Annotated in this window: 20 protein-coding genes, 2 pseudogenes and 1 other annotated feature; of the genes and pseudogenes, 8 read left to right on the forward strand and 14 right to left on the reverse strand. The window is 43.6% G+C overall.

From position 1 onward, the window contains the following. Positions 1-178: 178 nt before the first annotated feature. The 4 genes from KQI79_RS07415 to KQI79_RS07430 all read right to left on the reverse strand — a co-directional run bounded on the left by KQI79_RS07415 (position 179) and on the right by KQI79_RS07430 (position 4,298). On the reverse strand, positions 179-658 hold the full coding sequence (locus tag KQI79_RS07415; RefSeq protein ID WP_216537599.1) for an SRPBCC family protein: 480 nt from the start codon (positions 656-658) through the stop codon (positions 179-181). Positions 659-879: 221 nt separating this feature from the next. Continuing rightward, the gene (locus KQI79_RS07420; RefSeq protein WP_216537600.1) at positions 880-1,920 is read right to left on the reverse strand and encodes an NHL repeat-containing protein; all 1,041 of its coding nucleotides are present in this window, start codon (positions 1,918-1,920) and stop codon (positions 880-882) included. A 363-nt stretch (positions 1,921-2,283) separates the two neighbouring features. Continuing rightward, the gene (locus KQI79_RS07425; protein WP_216537601.1) at positions 2,284-3,477 is read right to left on the reverse strand and encodes a YhgE/Pip domain-containing protein; all 1,194 of its coding nucleotides are present in this window, start codon (positions 3,475-3,477) and stop codon (positions 2,284-2,286) included. A 41-nt stretch (positions 3,478-3,518) separates the two neighbouring features. Further along, the gene (locus tag KQI79_RS07430) at positions 3,519-4,298 is read right to left on the reverse strand and encodes a nuclear transport factor 2 family protein (protein WP_216537602.1); all 780 of its coding nucleotides are present in this window, start codon (positions 4,296-4,298) and stop codon (positions 3,519-3,521) included. Positions 4,299-4,492: 194 nt separating this feature from the next. On the opposite strand from KQI79_RS07430, the gene KQI79_RS07435 reads away from it, so the two are divergent. Continuing rightward, a complete protein-coding gene (locus KQI79_RS07435) occupies positions 4,493-5,098 on the forward strand; it encodes a TetR/AcrR family transcriptional regulator (protein WP_216537603.1) in 606 nt (201 codons plus the stop codon). Positions 5,099-5,185: 87 nt separating this feature from the next. On the opposite strand, the gene leuA is transcribed toward KQI79_RS07435, so the two are convergent. Both leuA and KQI79_RS07445 read right to left on the reverse strand, forming a co-directional pair. Beyond that, on the reverse strand, positions 5,186-6,856 hold the full coding sequence (gene leuA / locus KQI79_RS07440; protein WP_216537604.1) for a 2-isopropylmalate synthase: 1,671 nt from the start codon (positions 6,854-6,856) through the stop codon (positions 5,186-5,188). A 77-nt stretch (positions 6,857-6,933) separates the two neighbouring features. After that, positions 6,934-7,198: a binding site (T-box leader), on the reverse strand. Between the two features lie 69 nt (positions 7,199-7,267). Continuing rightward, positions 7,268-7,732 carry a VOC family protein gene (locus KQI79_RS07445; RefSeq protein WP_216537605.1) on the reverse strand — a complete coding sequence of 155 codons (465 nt, stop codon included), beginning with the start codon at positions 7,730-7,732 and terminating at the stop codon, positions 7,268-7,270. A gap of 99 nt (positions 7,733-7,831) precedes the next feature. Here KQI79_RS07445 and KQI79_RS07450 point away from each other — a divergent pair, with 99 nt between their 5' ends. Together KQI79_RS07450 and KQI79_RS07455 are read left to right on the forward strand one after the other, a co-directional pair. Continuing rightward, positions 7,832-8,743 carry a helix-turn-helix transcriptional regulator gene (locus KQI79_RS07450; protein WP_216537606.1) on the forward strand — a complete coding sequence of 304 codons (912 nt, stop codon included), beginning with the start codon at positions 7,832-7,834 and terminating at the stop codon, positions 8,741-8,743. Between the two features lie 103 nt (positions 8,744-8,846). Beyond that, positions 8,847-9,365: a hypothetical protein gene (locus tag KQI79_RS07455; protein WP_216537607.1), complete on the forward strand. Its 519-nt coding sequence runs from the start codon at positions 8,847-8,849 to the stop codon at positions 9,363-9,365. A 103-nt stretch (positions 9,366-9,468) separates the two neighbouring features. Here KQI79_RS07455 and KQI79_RS07460 read toward each other — a convergent pair. From KQI79_RS07460 to KQI79_RS07470, 3 genes and pseudogenes are all read right to left on the reverse strand, one after another. Continuing rightward, positions 9,469-9,765, reverse strand: a pseudogene (locus tag KQI79_RS07460) (arsenate reductase/protein-tyrosine-phosphatase family protein); the annotation flags it as partial. Between the two features lie 22 nt (positions 9,766-9,787). Continuing rightward, complete coding sequence (arsB, locus tag KQI79_RS07465; protein ID WP_290370025.1) at positions 9,788-10,843, reverse strand: ACR3 family arsenite efflux transporter; 1,056 nt, start codon at positions 10,841-10,843, stop codon at positions 9,788-9,790. A 14-nt stretch (positions 10,844-10,857) separates the two neighbouring features. Beyond that, positions 10,858-11,181, reverse strand: coding sequence for an ArsR/SmtB family transcription factor (locus KQI79_RS07470; protein WP_216537707.1), 324 nt, complete (start codon positions 11,179-11,181; stop codon positions 10,858-10,860). A 170-nt stretch (positions 11,182-11,351) separates the two neighbouring features. Between KQI79_RS07470 and KQI79_RS07475 the strand changes: the two genes are divergently transcribed. Next, complete coding sequence (locus KQI79_RS07475; protein WP_216537609.1) at positions 11,352-11,804, forward strand: MarR family winged helix-turn-helix transcriptional regulator; 453 nt, start codon at positions 11,352-11,354, stop codon at positions 11,802-11,804. A gap of 68 nt (positions 11,805-11,872) precedes the next feature. Next, complete coding sequence (locus KQI79_RS07480) at positions 11,873-12,667, forward strand: arsenite methyltransferase (protein WP_216537610.1); 795 nt, start codon at positions 11,873-11,875, stop codon at positions 12,665-12,667. A 102-nt stretch (positions 12,668-12,769) separates the two neighbouring features. On the opposite strand, the gene KQI79_RS07485 is transcribed toward KQI79_RS07480, so the two are convergent. After that, entirely contained in the window at positions 12,770-13,732 is a 963-nt protein-coding gene (locus tag KQI79_RS07485; protein WP_216537611.1) for a helix-turn-helix transcriptional regulator, read from the reverse strand. A gap of 108 nt (positions 13,733-13,840) precedes the next feature. Between KQI79_RS07485 and KQI79_RS07490 the strand changes: the two genes are divergently transcribed. Together KQI79_RS07490 and KQI79_RS07495 are read left to right on the forward strand one after the other, a co-directional pair. After that, positions 13,841-14,320, forward strand: a complete 480-nt coding sequence (locus KQI79_RS07490; RefSeq protein ID WP_216537612.1) for a GyrI-like domain-containing protein — start codon at positions 13,841-13,843, stop codon at positions 14,318-14,320. A gap of 86 nt (positions 14,321-14,406) precedes the next feature. Then, positions 14,407-14,871, forward strand: coding sequence for a phage tail protein (locus tag KQI79_RS07495; RefSeq protein WP_216537613.1), 465 nt, complete (start codon positions 14,407-14,409; stop codon positions 14,869-14,871). A 111-nt stretch (positions 14,872-14,982) separates the two neighbouring features. Here KQI79_RS07495 and KQI79_RS07500 read toward each other — a convergent pair whose 3' ends face one another. Beyond that, positions 14,983-15,708, reverse strand: coding sequence for a hypothetical protein (locus KQI79_RS07500; protein ID WP_216537614.1), 726 nt, complete (start codon positions 15,706-15,708; stop codon positions 14,983-14,985). Positions 15,709-16,180: 472 nt separating this feature from the next. Between KQI79_RS07500 and KQI79_RS07505 the strand changes: the two genes are divergently transcribed. Beyond that, entirely contained in the window at positions 16,181-16,606 is a 426-nt protein-coding gene (locus tag KQI79_RS07505) for an exosporium protein C (RefSeq protein WP_216537615.1), read from the forward strand. A gap of 168 nt (positions 16,607-16,774) precedes the next feature. On the opposite strand, the pseudogene KQI79_RS07510 reads toward KQI79_RS07505, so the two are convergent. From KQI79_RS07510 to KQI79_RS07520, 3 genes and pseudogenes are all read right to left on the reverse strand, one after another. Further along, positions 16,775-17,481, reverse strand: a pseudogene (locus KQI79_RS07510) (aspartate/glutamate racemase family protein). Positions 17,482-17,504: 23 nt separating this feature from the next. Next, the gene (locus KQI79_RS28175) at positions 17,505-17,810 is read right to left on the reverse strand and encodes a VOC family protein (protein WP_356710368.1); all 306 of its coding nucleotides are present in this window, start codon (positions 17,808-17,810) and stop codon (positions 17,505-17,507) included. After that, positions 17,746-18,255 carry an RrF2 family transcriptional regulator gene (locus KQI79_RS07520; RefSeq protein WP_216537617.1) on the reverse strand — a complete coding sequence of 170 codons (510 nt, stop codon included), beginning with the start codon at positions 18,253-18,255 and terminating at the stop codon, positions 17,746-17,748. Before KQI79_RS07520 ends, KQI79_RS28175 begins: the two co-directional genes overlap by 65 nt. Between the last annotated feature and the right edge of the window lie 56 nt (positions 18,256-18,311).

Consider the following 18,311-nt stretch of genomic DNA (forward strand, 5'->3'; position numbering starts at 1 on the left):
GTCCATGTTCATCAAAGAAGATTCGTTTTAGCACGTTCGTCTCCATATCCTAACCTTACCAAAAACAAAAACGAGGCGGAAGCCCTGCCCACCCCAAAATTTTATAAATTCTATAATGTTAAAAAAGGGCTCGACGCGGCGCGGCAGCCCATAAATTCGGTGCAATGATGTTGGTCTCTTACTTTTGAGACAGACTTGCCAGATGCTCCTCAAGACGATCCATGGTCTGTTCGGCGCCTGGGACGGCATATGTTTTTACCTTATCGAATGCAGCGGAAGTTTCTTCAAAAACGGTTCTGTAAGTTAGTTTGGTCTTACCACCCAGATCCTCAAAGATTGCCGTCGCCAGAAAATGGGGAAACACAGCATGTTTGAAGACGATTCGCTCGGGTGTAACAACCTCGACAAAGTCGTTGGTGTTGGGAAAATCAACGCCATCAGGACTGTGCATGATAAACTGCCACGTACCGCCCGGTTTCATATCAAATTTCTGAAACGTCGTCGTAAACCCTTGAGGACCCCACCACTTCGATAGATGTTCCTCTTTCGTCCAAGCTTCGAACACAAGATCGCGCGAAGCGTCAAATACGCGGGTGATCGTAATCTCGCGTTCCCCTACTTGCGCCGGGATTTTGTTTGTTGCGTTGTTTTGGCTCATGTCCATCCCTCCAATTGGGCAAATTCCTTTTTTAAGTATAGCACATTAGTCATGCATCGATTTCTTTCGGATTGCGCTCTTGAATCACCCAATCATGACATCGAAAACGCCCGATTTCCTTAATCATTGATTCAATAAAACTGCACTGAATTACTTATGATACGGTTGACCGCGCTGACTGTAACGGAAATTTTTAAGGCCACCCATTTGGATGGCCCTTCTTAATTTTTGCTGCTTTTTCTATTTTCTGTAGGATGGAGTTTGTTCGGCGATTTGCCTAATACAATTAAATCTCCGTTCCACTCAGGAATAAATAATAAACTATCCGCATAGTCAAGACTACATATCCTGAGCAGTTGAAGTTCAAGTGGATTAATGGGTTCAGAAGAAGGGCTATGATTAGTAACATCGGTTAATTGATTTGTCCCTGCAATAGTGGAAATAATCCCCGTTTTACGATCTACCATGCGAACTACATGATTTTGGGTATCTCCGATATATAAATTCCCTTCTTCGTCTAAAGACAGCGACCAGGGTCCATCAAACTGTTCAGCATAATTTGATCCAAAGGTTGCATGAATGGCCAAACCCCCATCCCCAGAATAACCGCTTTTCCCATTTCCAGCAACTCGTTCGACTTCTCCCGAAATTGGATTAATCATTCTCACACAGTAGTTCTTGCTATCCAGTACATATATATTTCCGTCTGGCCCCCGCCTTAAATCATAAATCCAATTGAATTGTACATTCTCAAAAGATACCGTACCTTCTTGAAACCCAGGTTCACCATTTCCAAGGATTATGATCCGTTCACCATCCAGATTAAACTTATGTACCCTGCAGCCAGTAACTTCATTTACCCACAAAAATCCACTAGGGTCATATTCACAATTTCCAATATCTTTAAGCCCCCACTTTTCTCCGTCGATAAGGAGTTCAACATAACCGATGATAAAGTTTATTTTAAAGATTTTTTTATTGCCGCTGCTTACAACTACAACAGTCTCCTTATCAATAGTGGAGAGGTATGTTGGATTCAGTAAATCAACATGAACGTGCCGTACCCAAGCTTCTTGTGTTTTTTGCCCAGCTGTCCAATACAGTTGACCGCTATCTTTATCTATTCCACCAATCCAGTGATGATCATGATCGAGAATATACTGATTTCCATATTGGTCATGAAACCCGAAATGGCAATATCCATCAATGATTTTCTGTTCATTGCTGAAATGAATAATCCTCTCAATCGTCCAACACATCATTAAGACCTCGCTTTTAATGGCTTTTTTTTGATCATGACCATTCTCTCGATGTCTTTTACAGCTTGAATACCATTAACCTTAATCCACAACCATCTTCCATCGTGTTTAGAAGGTTTTTGATTTTTGTCGCATAATCTCTGTTCATTCATATGATCACGCTCCAAATGTTGGATTAGGAATGATATATTACACGAAGATAAATTTAAATTAATCGTAACATTCTTCCAGCATTTGAAGTATGAAACATTTGTGACAACTCGAGTCGCTTTGGCGTGAACTTCATGCCATCTGACCTTCCTAAGTACCCGAGTCAATCCAGAGAGGCAGCAAAGGCACCCTAACGGGTGCCCACAGAGATGATTATTAGGGGTTATGCGCAATTTCAACCTTTTGCTTCCGTTCCGGTTGACGGGAACGTTTCAAGGCAGATGCAAGCAAGACCAACAGGCCGCCGACGCCGATCCGGATTAAGACGATTGTCGAATGGTTCATGCTCAGTCCTTGCCCGAAGAAGAACAACTCACGCAGCCCCTCAACCAAGAAGCGCATCGGCAACCATGACAGTATCCAATCACGGTAAAACGGAGACAACAACTCAGGAGCGAGACTAAGGAGCGGCGCACCTAAGAATAGGAGCAATACAAAAAGAATCATGCCTTTCAATCCCATCCAAGAGAAAACAGCAGCTATCATGAGGAAAAACGCGAAATAAGCAATGGCCAAAAATAAAGCCGTATCCATGAAATGAGAAATGTGCAAGCCCCAACTCTCAGCGAACCAAGTGAAGCTAAATCCAGCTACCAAAGCAATAACCGCTCCCCACAAGACTTGGACGATATTCGCCCGAAGCCGTTCATTGCGATTCGCGGAATTCGATTTGTTTTTTACAAGCAAGAATATTACATTTGCGATTAGACTGGCCATCCACAAAGGTTGGAACATCAAAACCGGCGAATTCCCATTGGCACTGCGCGTTCCGATTGCATTCGCATAGATGACTTCGCTAACGATAGGCGAAGCGAACGCGGCGGCTTGTTTCGTCGAGACCGCAGCGCCTTGCTGATCGAAAATCGCTAACAGCTCGGCACGCATCTCCTCATTCATGCCTCTAATCGCTTGATCTAGCATTTGTTCCGCCATACTAGACGCCGATGCATTCATGCCTTGGTTGATATAAATCCGCACCCGGGGTGAAGACGGATCCGGCGTCATGAGCGATGCTTGCTTCTCGCTAAAATCCTCGGGAATCACCAATGCCGCATAATATTCCTGGTTATCGAGTCCTGCTTTTACTTTTTCTTCGCTGCCAACTTCGATCCATTTCATCGCCGGCTCTCCATCCGAATTCGCAGAGGTTGCCGACTGAATGTTAGACACAACCGTATCGCCCATATTTACGTTTGAAGCCGTCAAGCCTTGATCCTCATTCACAATGGCAATGGGCAAGCGATGGGGAGCAGGATTGATGCTGGGAATCATGGCAAGGCTAAAGATGAAGATGACTGCCATAACGATAAGGGGTAATGTAACAATCAATCTGTTTTTAAATAAGCCCATACGTTTTCCTCTGTCTTTCTTGCGATTCAGCTACACCAACCTCAAAATCTACTGTTCGAATTCTTTCGTTTCTCTGCCGGCAGTATGGCCTCGATGACGTCCCAATGTTCGGCGATCTTTCCATTCTCAACGCGGAACAAATCGTAGAAAGCGGTAGGCTGACCGTCGAAGAGACCTTCACTCGCCGTAAGCACAAAATCGCCTTGTCCGATAACCTGATGAACATGAGTATATTGAAATTCAATATTTTTCTCCTTCAGTGCCTGCAATGCGGCATCGAGGCCGGAAAGGCCGTCTGCAATATGCGGACTATGCTGAATGTAGTTATCCCCGTCAAAGTAAGAAGCGCGCAGGCTTGGGTTCTTCCCAACCAGGATATTCTCGACAAAACTTTTGACATATGTTTTGTTTGCGTCCGTCTTGTCGATATCCTTAATCGTGACCGGTCCGTCAATCATCGTATGATTGCTTGGCGTCTTGTCCGCCATCTCTTGCAAGTTGTCCCAATGTTCGACGATCAGTCCATTCTCAAAACGGAAAATATCAAAGGCAACTTTAGGGCCGTGAAAATCATATACGGAATGAAGGGCCACATAATCTCCGTCGACTAAAGTGCGCTTAATGCTTACTTTTGTACCAACTTTCTTCAAATGTTCAAGTGCGCCAAGCATGGCTTCACGACCATCGAGTAAGGCCTGGTTGTGCTGAATATATTTGTCGGGATGAACGTAAGCCGTAATCGCTTCGGGGTTGCCGCTCTCTAAACTTTCCAGCACAGCGGTTGCTTTAAGGACAAGCTCATTTTGATGGTTGAATGTCATTGTAAATATCCTCCTTAGAGTTTATAGTCATTAGATAAATAATGAACATTGTGTTGTTTATTTATCTTTCGCTCATTATAATAGAGACGAAGACAACGCTCAATATTTAATATTTTTGTTTTTGCAGGATAAGATACAATTCATAGAACTTTGTCGCTTAACGGTCTAAATTAATTTGGGGAGGAACGAAAATCATGAGTGGAAAAACGGATCTGAGAGTACTGCGCACTAGACAATCGATTCGAATGGCGTTTTATGAGCTTATTGAGGAAAAAGGATATGAAGCGATAACGATCCAGGATATTGCAGATCGGGCTATGATCAATCGAAACACATTTTATCTTCATCACCAAAATAAACCTGATTTATTAAATACATGCATGGATGAGTTGTTGAGCGAATTAAAGAATGCGGTCGTACTATGTCCATTCAATATGAGTCCTTTCCATATTTCTACGCTTGAGACAGTCATGCAAACTGTACTGGAGCATATTTCGCGGAACACCACCTTTTACTATGCCATGTTAATTGAAGAGAATAGAATCTACCAGTTTCGGGCGAAAATGGAGAACATCATTAAAGAGAAACTGAATGAAGGCTGGGATCTTGCTCAAGGAAGCTCCCCTTTTGGGGTATCCAAGGAATTGCTGCTTGAATACCTCGTCTCGTCTTTCATGGGGATTGTCATGTGGTGGATTCAAAACGATCTGCCTCTTCCTGCGGGTGAAGTTGCATCTCAATTTAGCAGAATCGTTGCCTACGGGCATTTGAAAGCTGCCGGCATCGCCGTCGAGGAATGAAAAACGAAAGGAGCTGCCTGCAGCAGCCCCTTAGTTTAATAATCCTATGTTTCCTCTAACGAAACCTGCAATTACGTTAGCGAGTAATCAGTTCGTGGTATTACGGCTGAAACGATTCACGGCACTAAACAGAGCTTTTACGGATGAGGTCATAATATCGACGTCAATGCCGCAACCCCAATATACGCTGCCGTCTGAAGCCGTGATACCGATATAGGAGACAGCTTGCGATTTCGAGCCTGTTTCCAAAGCGTGCTCTTTATAAATCAAATCGGTATAATTCAATCCGAGTTCGGTTTGCAGCGCATTGCTGATCGCATCGAGTCTTCCGTTTCCGGTGCCTTCAATTTCCTTGACTTCCGCGCCGGTTCGTATCGTGACAACGGTGTGAAAATCTTCATTATCTGTAAAGCGGTATTTGACAAACTCGACAGGCGTTTTTATATTGACATACTCTTTCACGAAAATATCGTATATTTCTTCGGGCATCAGCTCCTTTTGCTGCTGATCCGATACGTTTTTCACGACGTATCCGAAGTTTTCGCGCATTTTCGCCGGAAGATCGAGTCCGTACTTCAGTTGCAGCACGTATCCGATTCCGCCTTTGCCGGACTGGCTGTTAATGCGGATAATATCGCCTTCGTACTCCCTGCCGATGTCCTTGGGATCGATCAGCAGATAAGGGACCGACCAATGCCGGGGCTCCTGTTCCTCGCGCCATTTCATTCCTTTGGCAATGGCATCCTGATGCGAACCGGAGAAAGCGGTGAACACCAGTTCGCCTCCGTAAGGATGTCTTTCGCCTACTCTCATTTTGGTCATTCGTTCATACACGGAGATGATCGCAGGGATGTTCTCGAAATTCAGCTTCGGATCTACCCCATGTGAGTACATGTTGAGCGCCAGCGTCACAATGTCGACGTTCCCTGTTCGTTCCCCGTTTCCGAACAACGTGCCTTCCACGCGCTGGGCCCCGGCCAGCATCGCCAGCTCCGCATCCGCCACACCCGTTCCTCTGTCGTTATGCGGATGGACCGACAAAATCACATGTTCCCGGTAATTCAGATGCTCGCTCATATACTCGATCTGGCTGGCGTAGACGTGAGGCATCGACATGGATACCGTTGCGGGAAGATTGATGATGACCGGGTTCTCCGCCGTCGGCTGCCATACGTCGAGTACGCTGTTGCAGATGTCCAGTGCAAAATCGATCTCCGTACCGGTAAAGCTCTCCGGCGAATACTGGAACTGAAAGTTCCCTTCCGTCTCCTGCGCGCATTCCTTCAACAGCTTGGCGCCGCTCACGGCGATGTCGACAATCTCTTCCTTGGACTTGCGGAATACCTGTTCCCGCTGCGCCACGGAGGTCGAGTTGTACAAATGGACTACGGCTTTTTTCGCGCCTTTCAGCGATTCAAAGGTTTTGCGGATAATATGCTCTCTCGATTGGGTAAGCACTTGGATCGTTACATCGTCCGGGATCAAATCCTGCTCGATCAATGTGCGCAAAAAGGCGAACTCCGTTTCCGATGCAGCGGGAAATCCAACCTCGATCTCCTTGAATCCGGTCTCTACAAGCAATTTGAAGTATTCCAGCTTTTCCTCCAGATTCATCGGAACGATTAATGCCTGATTGCCGTCGCGAAGGTCGACGCTGCACCAAATCGGCGCCTCGGTAATATATTCCTTCCGGGTCCAATTCAAGCTGGTCTCCGGCGGCATAAAATATCCTCTGGCGTACTTTTCAACATTTTTCATGGATATCCTTCCTTTCATCGATTTCCTGTCTTATCTGTCAATGACTGAACATGCAAAAAAAGCCTTTCATCTCCATGAACAGAGACGAAAGACTTTAACATCTTACGCGGTACCACTCCGAATTCATGCCATCGTCGGCATGCACTCTACGGATACGGGTTTGCAAAAACGGACAAACCTGCGATCCTCCTGATGATAACGGTCAGGCTCCGGCTCCGCCTACTTCACGGGTTCAGCGAGCAACTCCAAGGCGAGTTCCGATCTTCTCCACGGCTGTTTCGCACCGTCCAACAGCTCTCTGGGCGCTTGGAAAACCGTACTATTCCTTTTCAACGTATTTTAATTATTAGGAATATGCTATATCACCACTGCGTCCGGTGTCAAGTGAATTTTCAATTTCCATAGAATGAGTTACTGTTTGTTGGAAATGACTCTATCAAGGAACTTTTCTGCATCGCTATTAAATTTCCAGTTAACTCCAAACTTGTCAACCAGCATTCCAAAGCACGAAGACCAAGGCGTATTGGATAACGGCATCGTAACGTTGCCGCCGACAGACAAATTGTTAAAGTATTCTTCCAGTTTTTGCTTATCATCAATGACTAGACTAATTATTACATTATTTCCTTTCGCTAACTCACCTGTTACCCTCTTCATTGAAGGCAAAATATCCGACATCATGATTTTCCCGCCTGCGAATTCTATGGAAGACTCCATGATCATACGTAACTCATTTTCCGGCAATGGATAGTTTGGATCTTGCGGGAAATCCTTGAATTTTACTTGTTTTACTTCTTTCGCATGTAAAGCCTTCGAATAAAAATCAATCGCTTGTTCCGCAACTCCATCAAAGTTTAAATATACAAAAGCTGACATAGAGCAATACCTCCTTCTTGTGATAAATGAAGTATAATTGATAAGAGGTGACAGGTGTATGTCACCATTTCTAAATAAAGTACAAAAAGAAGGAGAACTATGGAAAAAGTCGAGAGATTAATATCAATCATCATGATATTGCTGAAAAAAGATGTTGTTTCAACCAAACAATTCGCACAATTATTTAACGTTTCCAAAAGAACGATACTTCGCGATATGGAAACGCTGAGTTTATCGAACATCCCTATCTATTCTGTTAATGGAGTTCATGGCGGCTACGGGATTATGGATGAATACAAGTTTGATAAACGTCTGTTAAGCAGCTCCGACTTAGAGAATATATTGACTGCGCTCGGCGGATTGGAACAAATTCTAATTAGCGAAGAAGTTGAATTGACTATTAAAAAAATAGAATCAATGGTTAGCTCATTGTCTCCGAAAGGTTCGATTCAACTGTCATTTTATGATTGGGGGGGTCGTTCTGAGATTCGTCAAGCCTTGAAGACATGTCAAGAAGCAATAGCAAAGAGAAGGTTCATTTCATTTGATTACCTTGATAAAAATGGCACTAACACGAATCGAATTGTCGAGCCATATCAGCTCCATTTTAGTGAAGCGAGTTGGTATTTGAAAGGATTCTGCTTACAACGCATGAGATATAGAACATTTAAATTATCGAGGATCGATCATCTTACTATGGATGAAAAAACATTTAGTCCTAGAGATGATTTATTAGAACAAGAACGTGAAGCAAGTTATCATCCGGAACTAGTCGCCGTAAGAGCGTTGATTTCGCCTAGCGTAAAAGATCATTTCATTGAAAGGTACGGTCGAAAGAGTATTGAGAACTATAGTTCCGAATTTTTCTTAGCGACAATCACTGTTCCTCAAAACAGTATTGGATTTCAATTCTTGGCAAGTTTCGGTACAAATCTAAAAATAGTAGAGCCCAAAACATATGTTGAAGACTTTCGAAATTATTTAAAGAAAATGATGGAGAATTATTTTTAAACTTGCCAATCGAACCTAAAATGGACAAAAGCTAAACAATTATTTTCAAAGTACCGAAAGTACTATAGAGATTATATTTGGATATACAAAGGAGCGGTACCGAATGAAAAGATACACCCTATTGTTATGCTTGCTCATGGTTGCGCTAATGATGGGCGGCTGTAGTTCCCCGGAGACAGCAGGGAATTATCAGACCGTCGCGTTCAAAGGAGTCGAGTTGGAGATTCCGGACGAATGGACTTTTTTGGGGCAAATGAGCGACGAACTCAAGTACGAACTGAACTTCGAAGGCAAAAAAGTCGGCTTTTTCTACATCTACTCTTTTCCTTATCCAAGGGAAGTCTATAAAAGCATGTTTATCGACTGGGAAGAGGAGACCTACAAAGGCATCTATGCGCTCAGCGATAAAACGGAGCTTCATAAGAACATGACACTAATGACCTTCAAAGCCAATGCCGATGACGCGCAAAGCAACACATTGATTTCTAATGTGATACAGGTCATCCTTGTAGAGAGCGCCGATCAAGTTCTAGAAGTGTCCTTTGATATGCCGACTGACTATTACGAGAATCATTCCGATGTCCTCAAACATATTCAGAAGAGCTTAAAATGGACAAAGTAGAAGGCAATAGACATCTTCTAGAATCGTCAGCCGGTGTAGGATGGCGGCGTGTTTTAAATTCAATAACCCCGTATCTATGTAGCCTGCTATCTGATCAAACGTAAACGTTTTTATTCGAAATCACCGGACAATGTTCTTCTGCATGGCCACATAACGTAATCACATAGTCAGCCCGATTCAAAATCTCCGGATCGATGACGTCCGAAGTATGACCGCTTATATCCACACCAGGTTCCTTCATCACCTGGACGGCGCGCGGATTCAGTCCATGCGCTTCCAGCCCGGCGCTTTTCACATCGTAGCGATCATTACCGAGCGCCTTCAACCAGCCGTCCGCCATTTGGCTGCGGCAAGAGTTTCCCGTACAAAGAAAATAAACGAGTTTTTTGTTTTCTGACATGGTGGTCCTCCTGTTTATTATATTAAGCTGCTTGCTTTGGAAAATACTTCCGCTGGAATCGGAGCGCGACGTTCACCAAGGCAATCATCACGGGAACTTCCACAAGAGGCCCGATCACTGCCGCAAATGCCGCTCCGGAGTGAATACCAAACACCCCAACGGCCACGGCAATCGCCAGCTCGAAGTTATTGCCCGAGGCGGTAAATGCCAGTGTAGAAGTCACAGGATAACTAGCCCCTGCTTTTTTGCCCATGAAAAACGAAATCAGGAACATGACAACAAAGTAAATCAAGAGCGGAATCGCGATCCTCACGACATCGAACGGCAATTGGATAATCATTTCGCCTTTCAGCGAGAACATGACGATGATCGTAAACAATAAAGCGATCAGTGTAATGGGACTGATTTTCGGAATAAAGACCGTCTCGTACCAGGACCGCCCTTTTGCTTTTACAAGCGAATAGCGCGTAATCATCCCGGCCAGAAAAGGTATCCCTAAATAAATGAACACGCTCTTGGCAACTTCGGCCATCGTAATGTCAACAACGACGCCTTCCAACCCGAACCATCCCGGCAAAATCGTAACAAAGATATAGGTGTAGACGGAGTAAAACAAAACTTGAAAGATCGAGTTGAAAGCAACGAGTCCCGCTGCGTACTCGGCATCCCCTCTGCACAAATCGTTCCAAACGATAACCATTGCAATACAACGGGCTAAACCGATCATAATCAGGCCGACCATATATTCGGGATAGCCTTGGAGAAAAATAATAGCCAGGAAAAACATTAAGATCGGGCCGATAAGCCAGTTTTGAATCAATGAAATGGTTAACACTTTGCCATTTCGAAAGACACGGCCGATTTCCTCGTATCGTACTTTCGCCAGCGGCGGATACATCATTAAAATGAGACCAAGCGCAATCGGTATCGACGTGGTTCCGACTTGAAATTCATTCAAACCGGCGACAAAGTTAGGAAATACGTAACCCAAGCCAATTCCTATCGCCATCGCAACAAAAATCCATAACGTCAAATAGCGATCCAGAAATGAGAGTCGCTTTTTCTCTTGTTTTCTCACTTGCTGTACCCCCTTCACTCGCATGTAACCGTCATTCCTTGTTGCTCCAATTTCCGCAGCTCCTCGGATAGATCAGGCAAATGGGACAAAGCATAACCAATTTCCTCTAACCGCTTCTCATTGATGGAGTAGAACACCCATTGCCCCTTTCGCGTTTCGCGGACCAGTTCAGCCGTTTTCAGACGGCTTACATGTTTAGAAATGGCTGGCTGGGAAATGTTAAAGATGGGAACCAGTTCACACACGCAGCAATCGCGAATACGGAGCAAAGAAAGGATTTTCAGCCTTGTCGGATCGGCAAGAGCTTTCAGAATATCTGCAATCTTTTCAAATTCCATTGTCATGATGATCACCCCATATCAAAACTATATAACTATATTGTTATTTATTTATGAAAAAAAATCAATATTGAACCCCCCCCTCACAACCCATTTCCTAAGATAAGGCAAATTTTACACTTGCAAATTGCAAATAAATGCGGTATAACTGTTTCATGAGGTGAGGCACCGTGGAAAATGTACGTGAACTGTTTCAAATCATGACTCGTCGCTTTGGCTTTCTGAATAAAAACTGCTGTTCTGCCGGCGGCTGCGACATCTCCTTAATTCAAAGCCATATCCTTTACGAAATCGATCGCCAGCATAAGCCTTCTATCCAGCAAGTAGCAGAGGCATTAGGGACAGATATAACGACATTCAGCCGACAAGTCCAATCGTTAATCAAGATGAAATTAGTGAAGAAAACGCCCAATCCGGACGACCGGAGGGTAAATCTGCTTTCCCTAACGACGGAAGGCAAGTATGTTGCGGCGTCGATTGACCAACAAATGAACGACTATTTAAACGAAATTTTTTCGCACATGAACGATTTTGAAAAAGATACCGTCATTCGCTCGATCAAGCTATTAAACGAAGCGATGGCGAAATCCGGCCAATGCTGTTCAACCCCTTCTTGCGGGTGATCTTTTTTCTAAAATATTTGCAATTTGCAAATAACTATCCTTATAAAAAAGTGAAGGAGAGATGATTCATGAATCAAGTAACGAACGATCAAATTCGCCAAAATGTACGCAGCCGTTATAAGGAAATCGCGTTGCAAGAAGTGGAGTCGGGTTCGTGCTGCTCGCCAGCTTCAAGCTGCTGCGGATCGGCCCATGACGTTTCTTCGCAGTTGGGCTATTCATCCGAAGAATTAACCGCTGTTCCGGACGGTGCAAACCTTGGTCTTGGTTGCGGCAATCCGCAAGCTATCGCGGAGCTTAAACCGGGAGAAGTAGTATTGGACCTCGGCAGCGGCGGCGGTTTCGATTGTTTTCTGGCGTCTCGGCAAGTCGGGGAAACCGGCCATGTGATCGGGGTCGATATGACGCCGGAAATGGTGAGTCGCACCCGCAACAACGCCGTCAAAGGCGGGTTCGCGAACACAGATTTTCGGCTAGGGGAGATCGAGCATTTACCGGTTCCGGATCAAACGGTGGATGTTATCATTTCCAACTGTGTCATCAATCTTTCGCCGGATAAACAACAAGTGTTTGATGAAGCATTCCGCGTCCTGCGCTACGGCGGGCGTCTGGCTATTTCCGATGTCGTAACGACAGCAGAACTTCCAGTGGAAATAAAAAACGACTTGGATGTTTTATATTCGGGGTGTATATCCGGGGCCTCGTTCGTTGATGAGCTGAAAACGATGCTTACGCAAAGTGGATTTCAAAATGTAGTGGTCGAGCCGAAAGAGGAATCCAGGTCATTTATCAAAGATTGGGTTCCTGGGTCGAAGGCGGAGGATTATATTGTCTCTGCCGTTATCAAAGCGATCAAACCGTAGACAAACACAGACCCCTTTTATATGAATTCAGAGCCCTTTAGAAAGGGCTTTCTTTTTTATCTATATTGCTCTATCGCTGCGTTAGAGTTTAACCGGCACTGCTTATGGGCAGTATAGGAATAATCTCTCTTGTAAACCTTCTAAGAGTTCTTCCGGCATTTCCCGGACCTTGATATCCCCACCTAAGAAAAGCAGCCAATTTGTCATTTCGGTCAATTCTTCCGAATTGTCAACATGGATACAAGTCTTTAGAATGGCTGTAGTTTGATAAGGATTCGTATAGGAAATTGAAATTCTTACAGGATGGTATTTTTTGAACTGAGCAATCGCCTTGGGACCAAGTTCAACGACAAGGTTGATGGATTCTTCCTGCTTATTTAGTTTTTCTAATATCTTTTTCTTGCTTGTTCTTTTTTTCGCAGGGTATGGTTCTACATCGACAAGATTGTCGACTGGAATAATCCGTCTCTTTTCTTCCTCTAAGTCGAAGCCTTCAATTTGCCATAGGCTTTTTTCACGATATAGATGCAAGAGATAAACGGGATAAGACTTGATAACCTTCTCTTCCTTGATGGAAACCAATAAGTAACTGTCCGTAAGAAGGATTTGGATGAGTTTTTCCAACATCGGATGGGGCAAGTCCGACAGATCAAGCAGGTCGGGATTATGGGGATTGGTCCCTTCAAAAAGCAAGATTTGATTCAAAACAACAAGGTCGTCTTGCTGGTTTTCCGAGATGAGGCCTAGCAATTTTTCAGCTAAAGACTGACGGCTCTTCAGATAAGGGAGTTGTTGGTTTCTTGTGGCCATAAAGGCAATAAAAAGAGCTTTGATCTCATTATCGGTAAAGCGGACCGTGGGCAAGACAGAGTTGTTCATGACAAAATAACCCCCATCCCTTCCGACTTCAGCGACAAGCGGCATCCCCATGGCTTCGATTTCCCGGATATCCCGAATAGCCGTCGAACGAGAAATGTTAAATTCTCGCATGATTTCAGAAATGGTAAAGTGGGCGCGGTTGTTGATATATCGCATGATAATATTAATCCGTTCAACTTTTTTCATCGGGCCCCCCTAAACAGTATCACTTTTTGACATGATTTAAGGTTATTATAAACCCATCAAGTGAAAAGACAAATCATTTGATTAATTTAAAAAAGGAAGGTTTTGAACATGACAAATTATACCCTTGAAGAAAAAGACAGCTTTATCGTTTTAGGTATTGGAAAGGAGCTTCAGAGCGATTACACAGATTATGTTGGCATAAACAAGGAAAAAGCAGACTTTTGGGAGGCAGTGAAACAAGATGGAAGGCTTGACACTTTAAAGGCCGTAGCCGCAAATGACTACATTTTTGCCGTGAACGAAGCGGTGAATAACAAGATGATGTATTATGCCGGCGTCATGACAGAGGCGTCGGTACCGGAAGCGACCAGAGTAATCCAATTTCCTAAAGGGGAATACCTCGTTGTCAAAGGGGAAGCGAAGACGTCCGATGAGTTGAGCAATCTGCTTACCGGCATTGCCTTTGGACAAGTCTTGCCGGAAGCGCAGAATTTTGCCTATGTTGGCGGGCCAAACGCAACGGTTGAGATGGGGCAGCGAAACGGCCTCGTATTTGGTGAAATGTGGATTCCTGTTGTAAGAAAATGAAGAGATAAGTGAAAGCTTCCGATGCGAGTTTTGCTCGAAGTAGGTTCTGAGAAGTAACGCTCGCAAAACTTTTAGGAGGGATGGACATGTCTTATATCGTTGATTTTAAAAATGTATCTACGGTTGGTTTAGAATCTTCGCCCGTAGCAGAAGCGCTTGCCGGTTTACGCGCGAATGAAGCCCGTTACTTTATGAACAAATATAAGCATGAATTTACAGTTGTACCGGCCAGCGAAAGCCAGGAAACGCTTGATTATGTGAACCGAATTTTGAAAGAAGAACGTGATCTTGAGTTTGCGGCCAAACCTTTGGAAACGTCGCGTTTTCAAGTGGAAAATATCCAATGGGCTTACGTCTTTTATGAGGATGGGCTAGAGGTCAACGTCTTGTATACGGTTGATGACCCTAAGAAGCGTGCTGTTGGTTTTAAGCTTTCCGAGGGGATGGAGGTACCGCAGGAGTTAGAAGGAAAGTTTAAGTTTGCCAGGCAGAAGTCTAAACTGGCTGGAACCATTCGGGGCTCGTTTTTTGTCATTAAAGGAGAATATTAAAGCATTCAAATAACAACAGCACCTCTCGATCAAATTAGAGGGTGCTGTTGCATTTTTCGCCTCGCCGATGCCGGTCGCCGAGGCTTGTTATGAACAAACATGCTCAATCGTTCAGTTCAGATTCATATTTTCAAGCTGTTCAAAAACGCCATCAACCCATATTGGGTCATCCCATAGTGTTGGATCATGAAGTTTTCTAACAGCGGGATGACCCGTTACAATCGTATCAACACCATCCTTGTTTCCAAAGTACAAATCAACCATTTTTAATGCCTTGTTTTCAGCTTGAACTAACATCTTGAAGTTCATTCCAGACCCTTGGTTCGAAAAAGGTAAACTTACGTAGTAGAGATTTTCATCAAGTTTCATGAACTCTGCTTCCTTGAATTCATTTTCCAAACCGAAAATTACACCGATGCCTCCCTTTTGTTCCTTTCTTTGTTCTAACTCTAACATTTTATTTGTAAATTTTAGAAGATTCTCGTTAGATATATAATTTTGAAATGATACTGCTTTTTGTTCTGCAATAGCTCCGTTATATAAATTTACAAAAGCTTTACCAAATGCTGCAACGGTTTCTTGATCATCATCACCAATTTGGTTCCCTTTAATTGGAAACTGTTGATTTGCTAGGTCTCTTAATATTTCTTCTGCGGATTGCTCCGGTTGTTCAAAAGAAACTTCTTCACCTGATGGTATATTCTTTGAGCCGGTCATTTGTTCTAATTCATCGATCCCCTTCATTTTAGAATTTGCTATCCATCCAATCCCAACTGCTATGATAATGACAATGGAGAAAACAAGTACCCAGAACCTTGGTTTTTTATAATTTAACACGTTTTTCATCCTCCCTTGCCGTAAGGCTCATATTGAAAACAGACAGAAATAGTTCGCTCAATTACCAATGACGTTGCATCGAGAAATTGCTAACCGGACCGTACGACCGTTATTTTGCGTCAAAACCGCTTATTCGCTGTTTCGGCGGACATTGGTTCCGTTATCCGTTCGTCGCAGGGCTTATTTTTACGCTTTTGCCGCGAATAAAGGATCGTCTGTCCGCAAACTGGCCGCAATCGGGTCGTTTGTCACAATTAGCGTCTCCTGTGTCCGCGAAGAACAATAACCCCTTATCTAGTGGATAAATTTACTTTACATGTCTATGTCAAAGATAGCCCTTTCATTGATTTTACTAAAGCATTGGGCCAAGACCCCATTTTTAACACAAATCTATGTAAGCATCTTATATGTGCCCAATCGTTCCCTTTATAACTGACATAAATTGGAGCATTAAACAAGAGGAGCTGATTTTTTGGTACGTATCCTTGATAAAGCGGCCGTTCAACCGCTTAGCCGCTTCAACCCGGCCAAATCGTTTACGATTCGACGTTCCCCGCAAAGATCTGGCATTGCATCGATCGCTGTACGAATTCCAGCGAATTCACAACCGAACCGGGTAGATTTGGTGGCATCCGTTGGTGTCAGAGGTGTTAAAGGCATTGCGCAAATTCGCTTTAGAGTCTTCCGTGGCAATAAAGAAATTTTCAACACACAGCAAGGTATCGAATCTAAAGGTTCGGAGCAAAATTATATCGTTACCTTCCAAGCTGAAGATAGAAATGTAAGGGCAGGTACTCATGCTTACACAGTCACAGCAGAAAACCTAACTGCAAATACAAGAGTAGATGTAGTAGGACCAATATCTTTTAGCGGGTTAGCGGTTAAAACCAGAAACTAACAGCACCTCATACCATCGGCGTCGCCAATAACGAGCCCGGAGCGTCCTCTTTCTATGAGCGGATCGTGACGTTCATGCAAAAGCGCGGTCTTACGCACATCCGCTTCGGATTGGAAGCGGCCGGGCCGTTCCCCTGCCCATTCGCTCGCTTGACACCATTTTATTCTTTCATTTTGACTCCTCGTCTCCTAACGCATAATCAACGGCAGCCTCGGCATGAAGCCGTGTTGTATCATAAATCGGGATATTACAGTCGTCTTTTGAGATGAGCATTGCGATTTCCGTACATCCGAGAATAACAGCTTCCGCTCCCTTACGGATAAGACTGTCAATGATGTCTAGATATCTTTTCTTTGAATGTTCATTTATTATTCCAAGACAAAGCTCGTTATAGATGATATCGTGAATGACTACTCGATCCGCTTCATCCGGAACAACCACCTCAAGTCCAAACCGATCGACAAGTCTGCCCTTGTAAAATGGTTCCTCCATAGTAAAAGCGGTCCCTAACAAAGCCACCTTCTTGATATGATCGCTAACAATTTTATTTGCTGTTGCATCTGCAATATGAAGTAAAGGAATCGATACCGAGTTCATTACTTCGGGCGCCATCTTGTGCATCGTATTCGTACATATGACGATGACTTCGGCTCCGCCTGCTTCAAGTTTTTGTGCCGATTCATCATGATCTTCGTAGCCTCGGTCCAATTCCCTTGATGCTGGAGATCCTTGATTTCTTGAAAATCTACGGAATATAGCAGACTCTTTGCTGAGTGGTGTCCACCTTTCCTTTCTTTTACCCTCTCATTGATGATCTGGTAATAGAGCATGGATGATTCCCAACTCATGCCGCCTATAAGTCCTATTGTTTTCACTATCTGATCACATCCATTCTTTTTTATCTTATTTTTTGTTTCAAATCGAAAGACACGCCTCTTTCTTCGACCGCCCGAATATAATGCCCGTCCGGATCGTAGAAGGTGAAATAACCGAAATCATTAGTAAATTCAGGTTCTTTATCAATATGGGCTCCAGCTTGTTGAATCCGATCATGCAACGCAAGCAAATCATTCGTTAGCATCTCAACCATCGTCACGTGCCCCGTCACTTTCTTTGAACTTACTGCTTTCTTATAAGTTTTAGTCTGAATTTTTATTCTTAAAATAGTTGCGGCTACCAGCTCGCACGTTCTCAGGTAAAACATGATCTAGTTCCTTATTCAACCAAGCAAGAGTTTTATTACGTAAAACCTTTCGCATATGCTCTTCTGCTTCCAACATCGTCAAGTTAATTGTACATAAAGGATTACTTTGAGTGCATGACGTACATTCTTCATTATCTTTATACATGACATTCGTTTTTAATATATTTTTACATTGAAAAATAGGTTTCTTTCCTTCAACCGCTTCAACTACATCCCAAAACGAGATCTCCTCGGGAAGTTTAGCTAATTTATATCCTCCCTTTACACCAGGTGTAGAGCTCACAATACCAGCCTTAGTCAATTTACCGAAAACTTTCGAGAGATACGTTTCCGAAAGCCCTTGAAATTCTGAAAGATCTTTTATTCCTATACTTTCCTCTTCCGGTATGTCTATTAAATAAACAAGGCTATGCAAAGCATATTCAACCATTACACTGTACTGCATCGATCACATCACCCGCTTTCATGGTAAGAGGTATACAAAAACATAGTATAGCATCA

This window comes from Paenibacillus sp. MSJ-34, assembly GCF_018918005.1.
Taxonomy (GTDB): Bacteria; Bacillota; Bacilli; order Paenibacillales; family Paenibacillaceae; genus MSJ-34.

What these genes read in the sequence shown, in the direction of transcription:
- KQI79_RS07490 (WP_216537612.1), top strand. Translation starts at nt 13,841, where the DNA reads ATGACAAATTATACCCTTGAAGAAAAAGACAGCTTTATCGTTTTAGGT.
- leuA (WP_216537604.1), bottom strand. Translation starts at nt 6,856, where the DNA reads ATGAAAAATGTTGAAAAGTACGCCAGAGGATATTTTATGCCGCCGGAG.
- KQI79_RS07455 (WP_216537607.1), top strand. Translation starts at nt 8,847, where the DNA reads ATGAAAAGATACACCCTATTGTTATGCTTGCTCATGGTTGCGCTAATG.
- KQI79_RS07450 (WP_216537606.1), top strand. Translation starts at nt 7,832, where the DNA reads ATGGAAAAAGTCGAGAGATTAATATCAATCATCATGATATTGCTGAAA.
- KQI79_RS07470 (WP_216537707.1), bottom strand. Translation starts at nt 11,181, where the DNA reads ATGGAATTTGAAAAGATTGCAGATATTCTGAAAGCTCTTGCCGATCCG.
- KQI79_RS07430 (WP_216537602.1), bottom strand. Translation starts at nt 4,298, where the DNA reads ATGACATTCAACCATCAAAATGAGCTTGTCCTTAAAGCAACCGCTGTG.
- KQI79_RS28175 (WP_356710368.1), bottom strand. Translation starts at nt 17,810, where the DNA reads ATGTTTTACCTGAGAACGTGCGAGCTGGTAGCCGCAACTATTTTAAGA.
- KQI79_RS07520 (WP_216537617.1), bottom strand. Translation starts at nt 18,255, where the DNA reads ATGCAGTACAGTGTAATGGTTGAATATGCTTTGCATAGCCTTGTTTAT.
- KQI79_RS07495 (WP_216537613.1), top strand. Translation starts at nt 14,407, where the DNA reads ATGTCTTATATCGTTGATTTTAAAAATGTATCTACGGTTGGTTTAGAA.
- KQI79_RS07435 (WP_216537603.1), top strand. Translation starts at nt 4,493, where the DNA reads ATGAGTGGAAAAACGGATCTGAGAGTACTGCGCACTAGACAATCGATT.
- KQI79_RS07415 (WP_216537599.1), bottom strand. Translation starts at nt 658, where the DNA reads ATGAGCCAAAACAACGCAACAAACAAAATCCCGGCGCAAGTAGGGGAA.
- KQI79_RS07480 (WP_216537610.1), top strand. Translation starts at nt 11,873, where the DNA reads ATGAATCAAGTAACGAACGATCAAATTCGCCAAAATGTACGCAGCCGT.
- KQI79_RS07485 (WP_216537611.1), bottom strand. Translation starts at nt 13,732, where the DNA reads ATGAAAAAAGTTGAACGGATTAATATTATCATGCGATATATCAACAAC.
- KQI79_RS07445 (WP_216537605.1), bottom strand. Translation starts at nt 7,732, where the DNA reads ATGTCAGCTTTTGTATATTTAAACTTTGATGGAGTTGCGGAACAAGCG.
- KQI79_RS07425 (WP_216537601.1), bottom strand. Translation starts at nt 3,477, where the DNA reads ATGGGCTTATTTAAAAACAGATTGATTGTTACATTACCCCTTATCGTT.
- KQI79_RS07420 (WP_216537600.1), bottom strand. Translation starts at nt 1,920, where the DNA reads ATGATGTGTTGGACGATTGAGAGGATTATTCATTTCAGCAATGAACAG.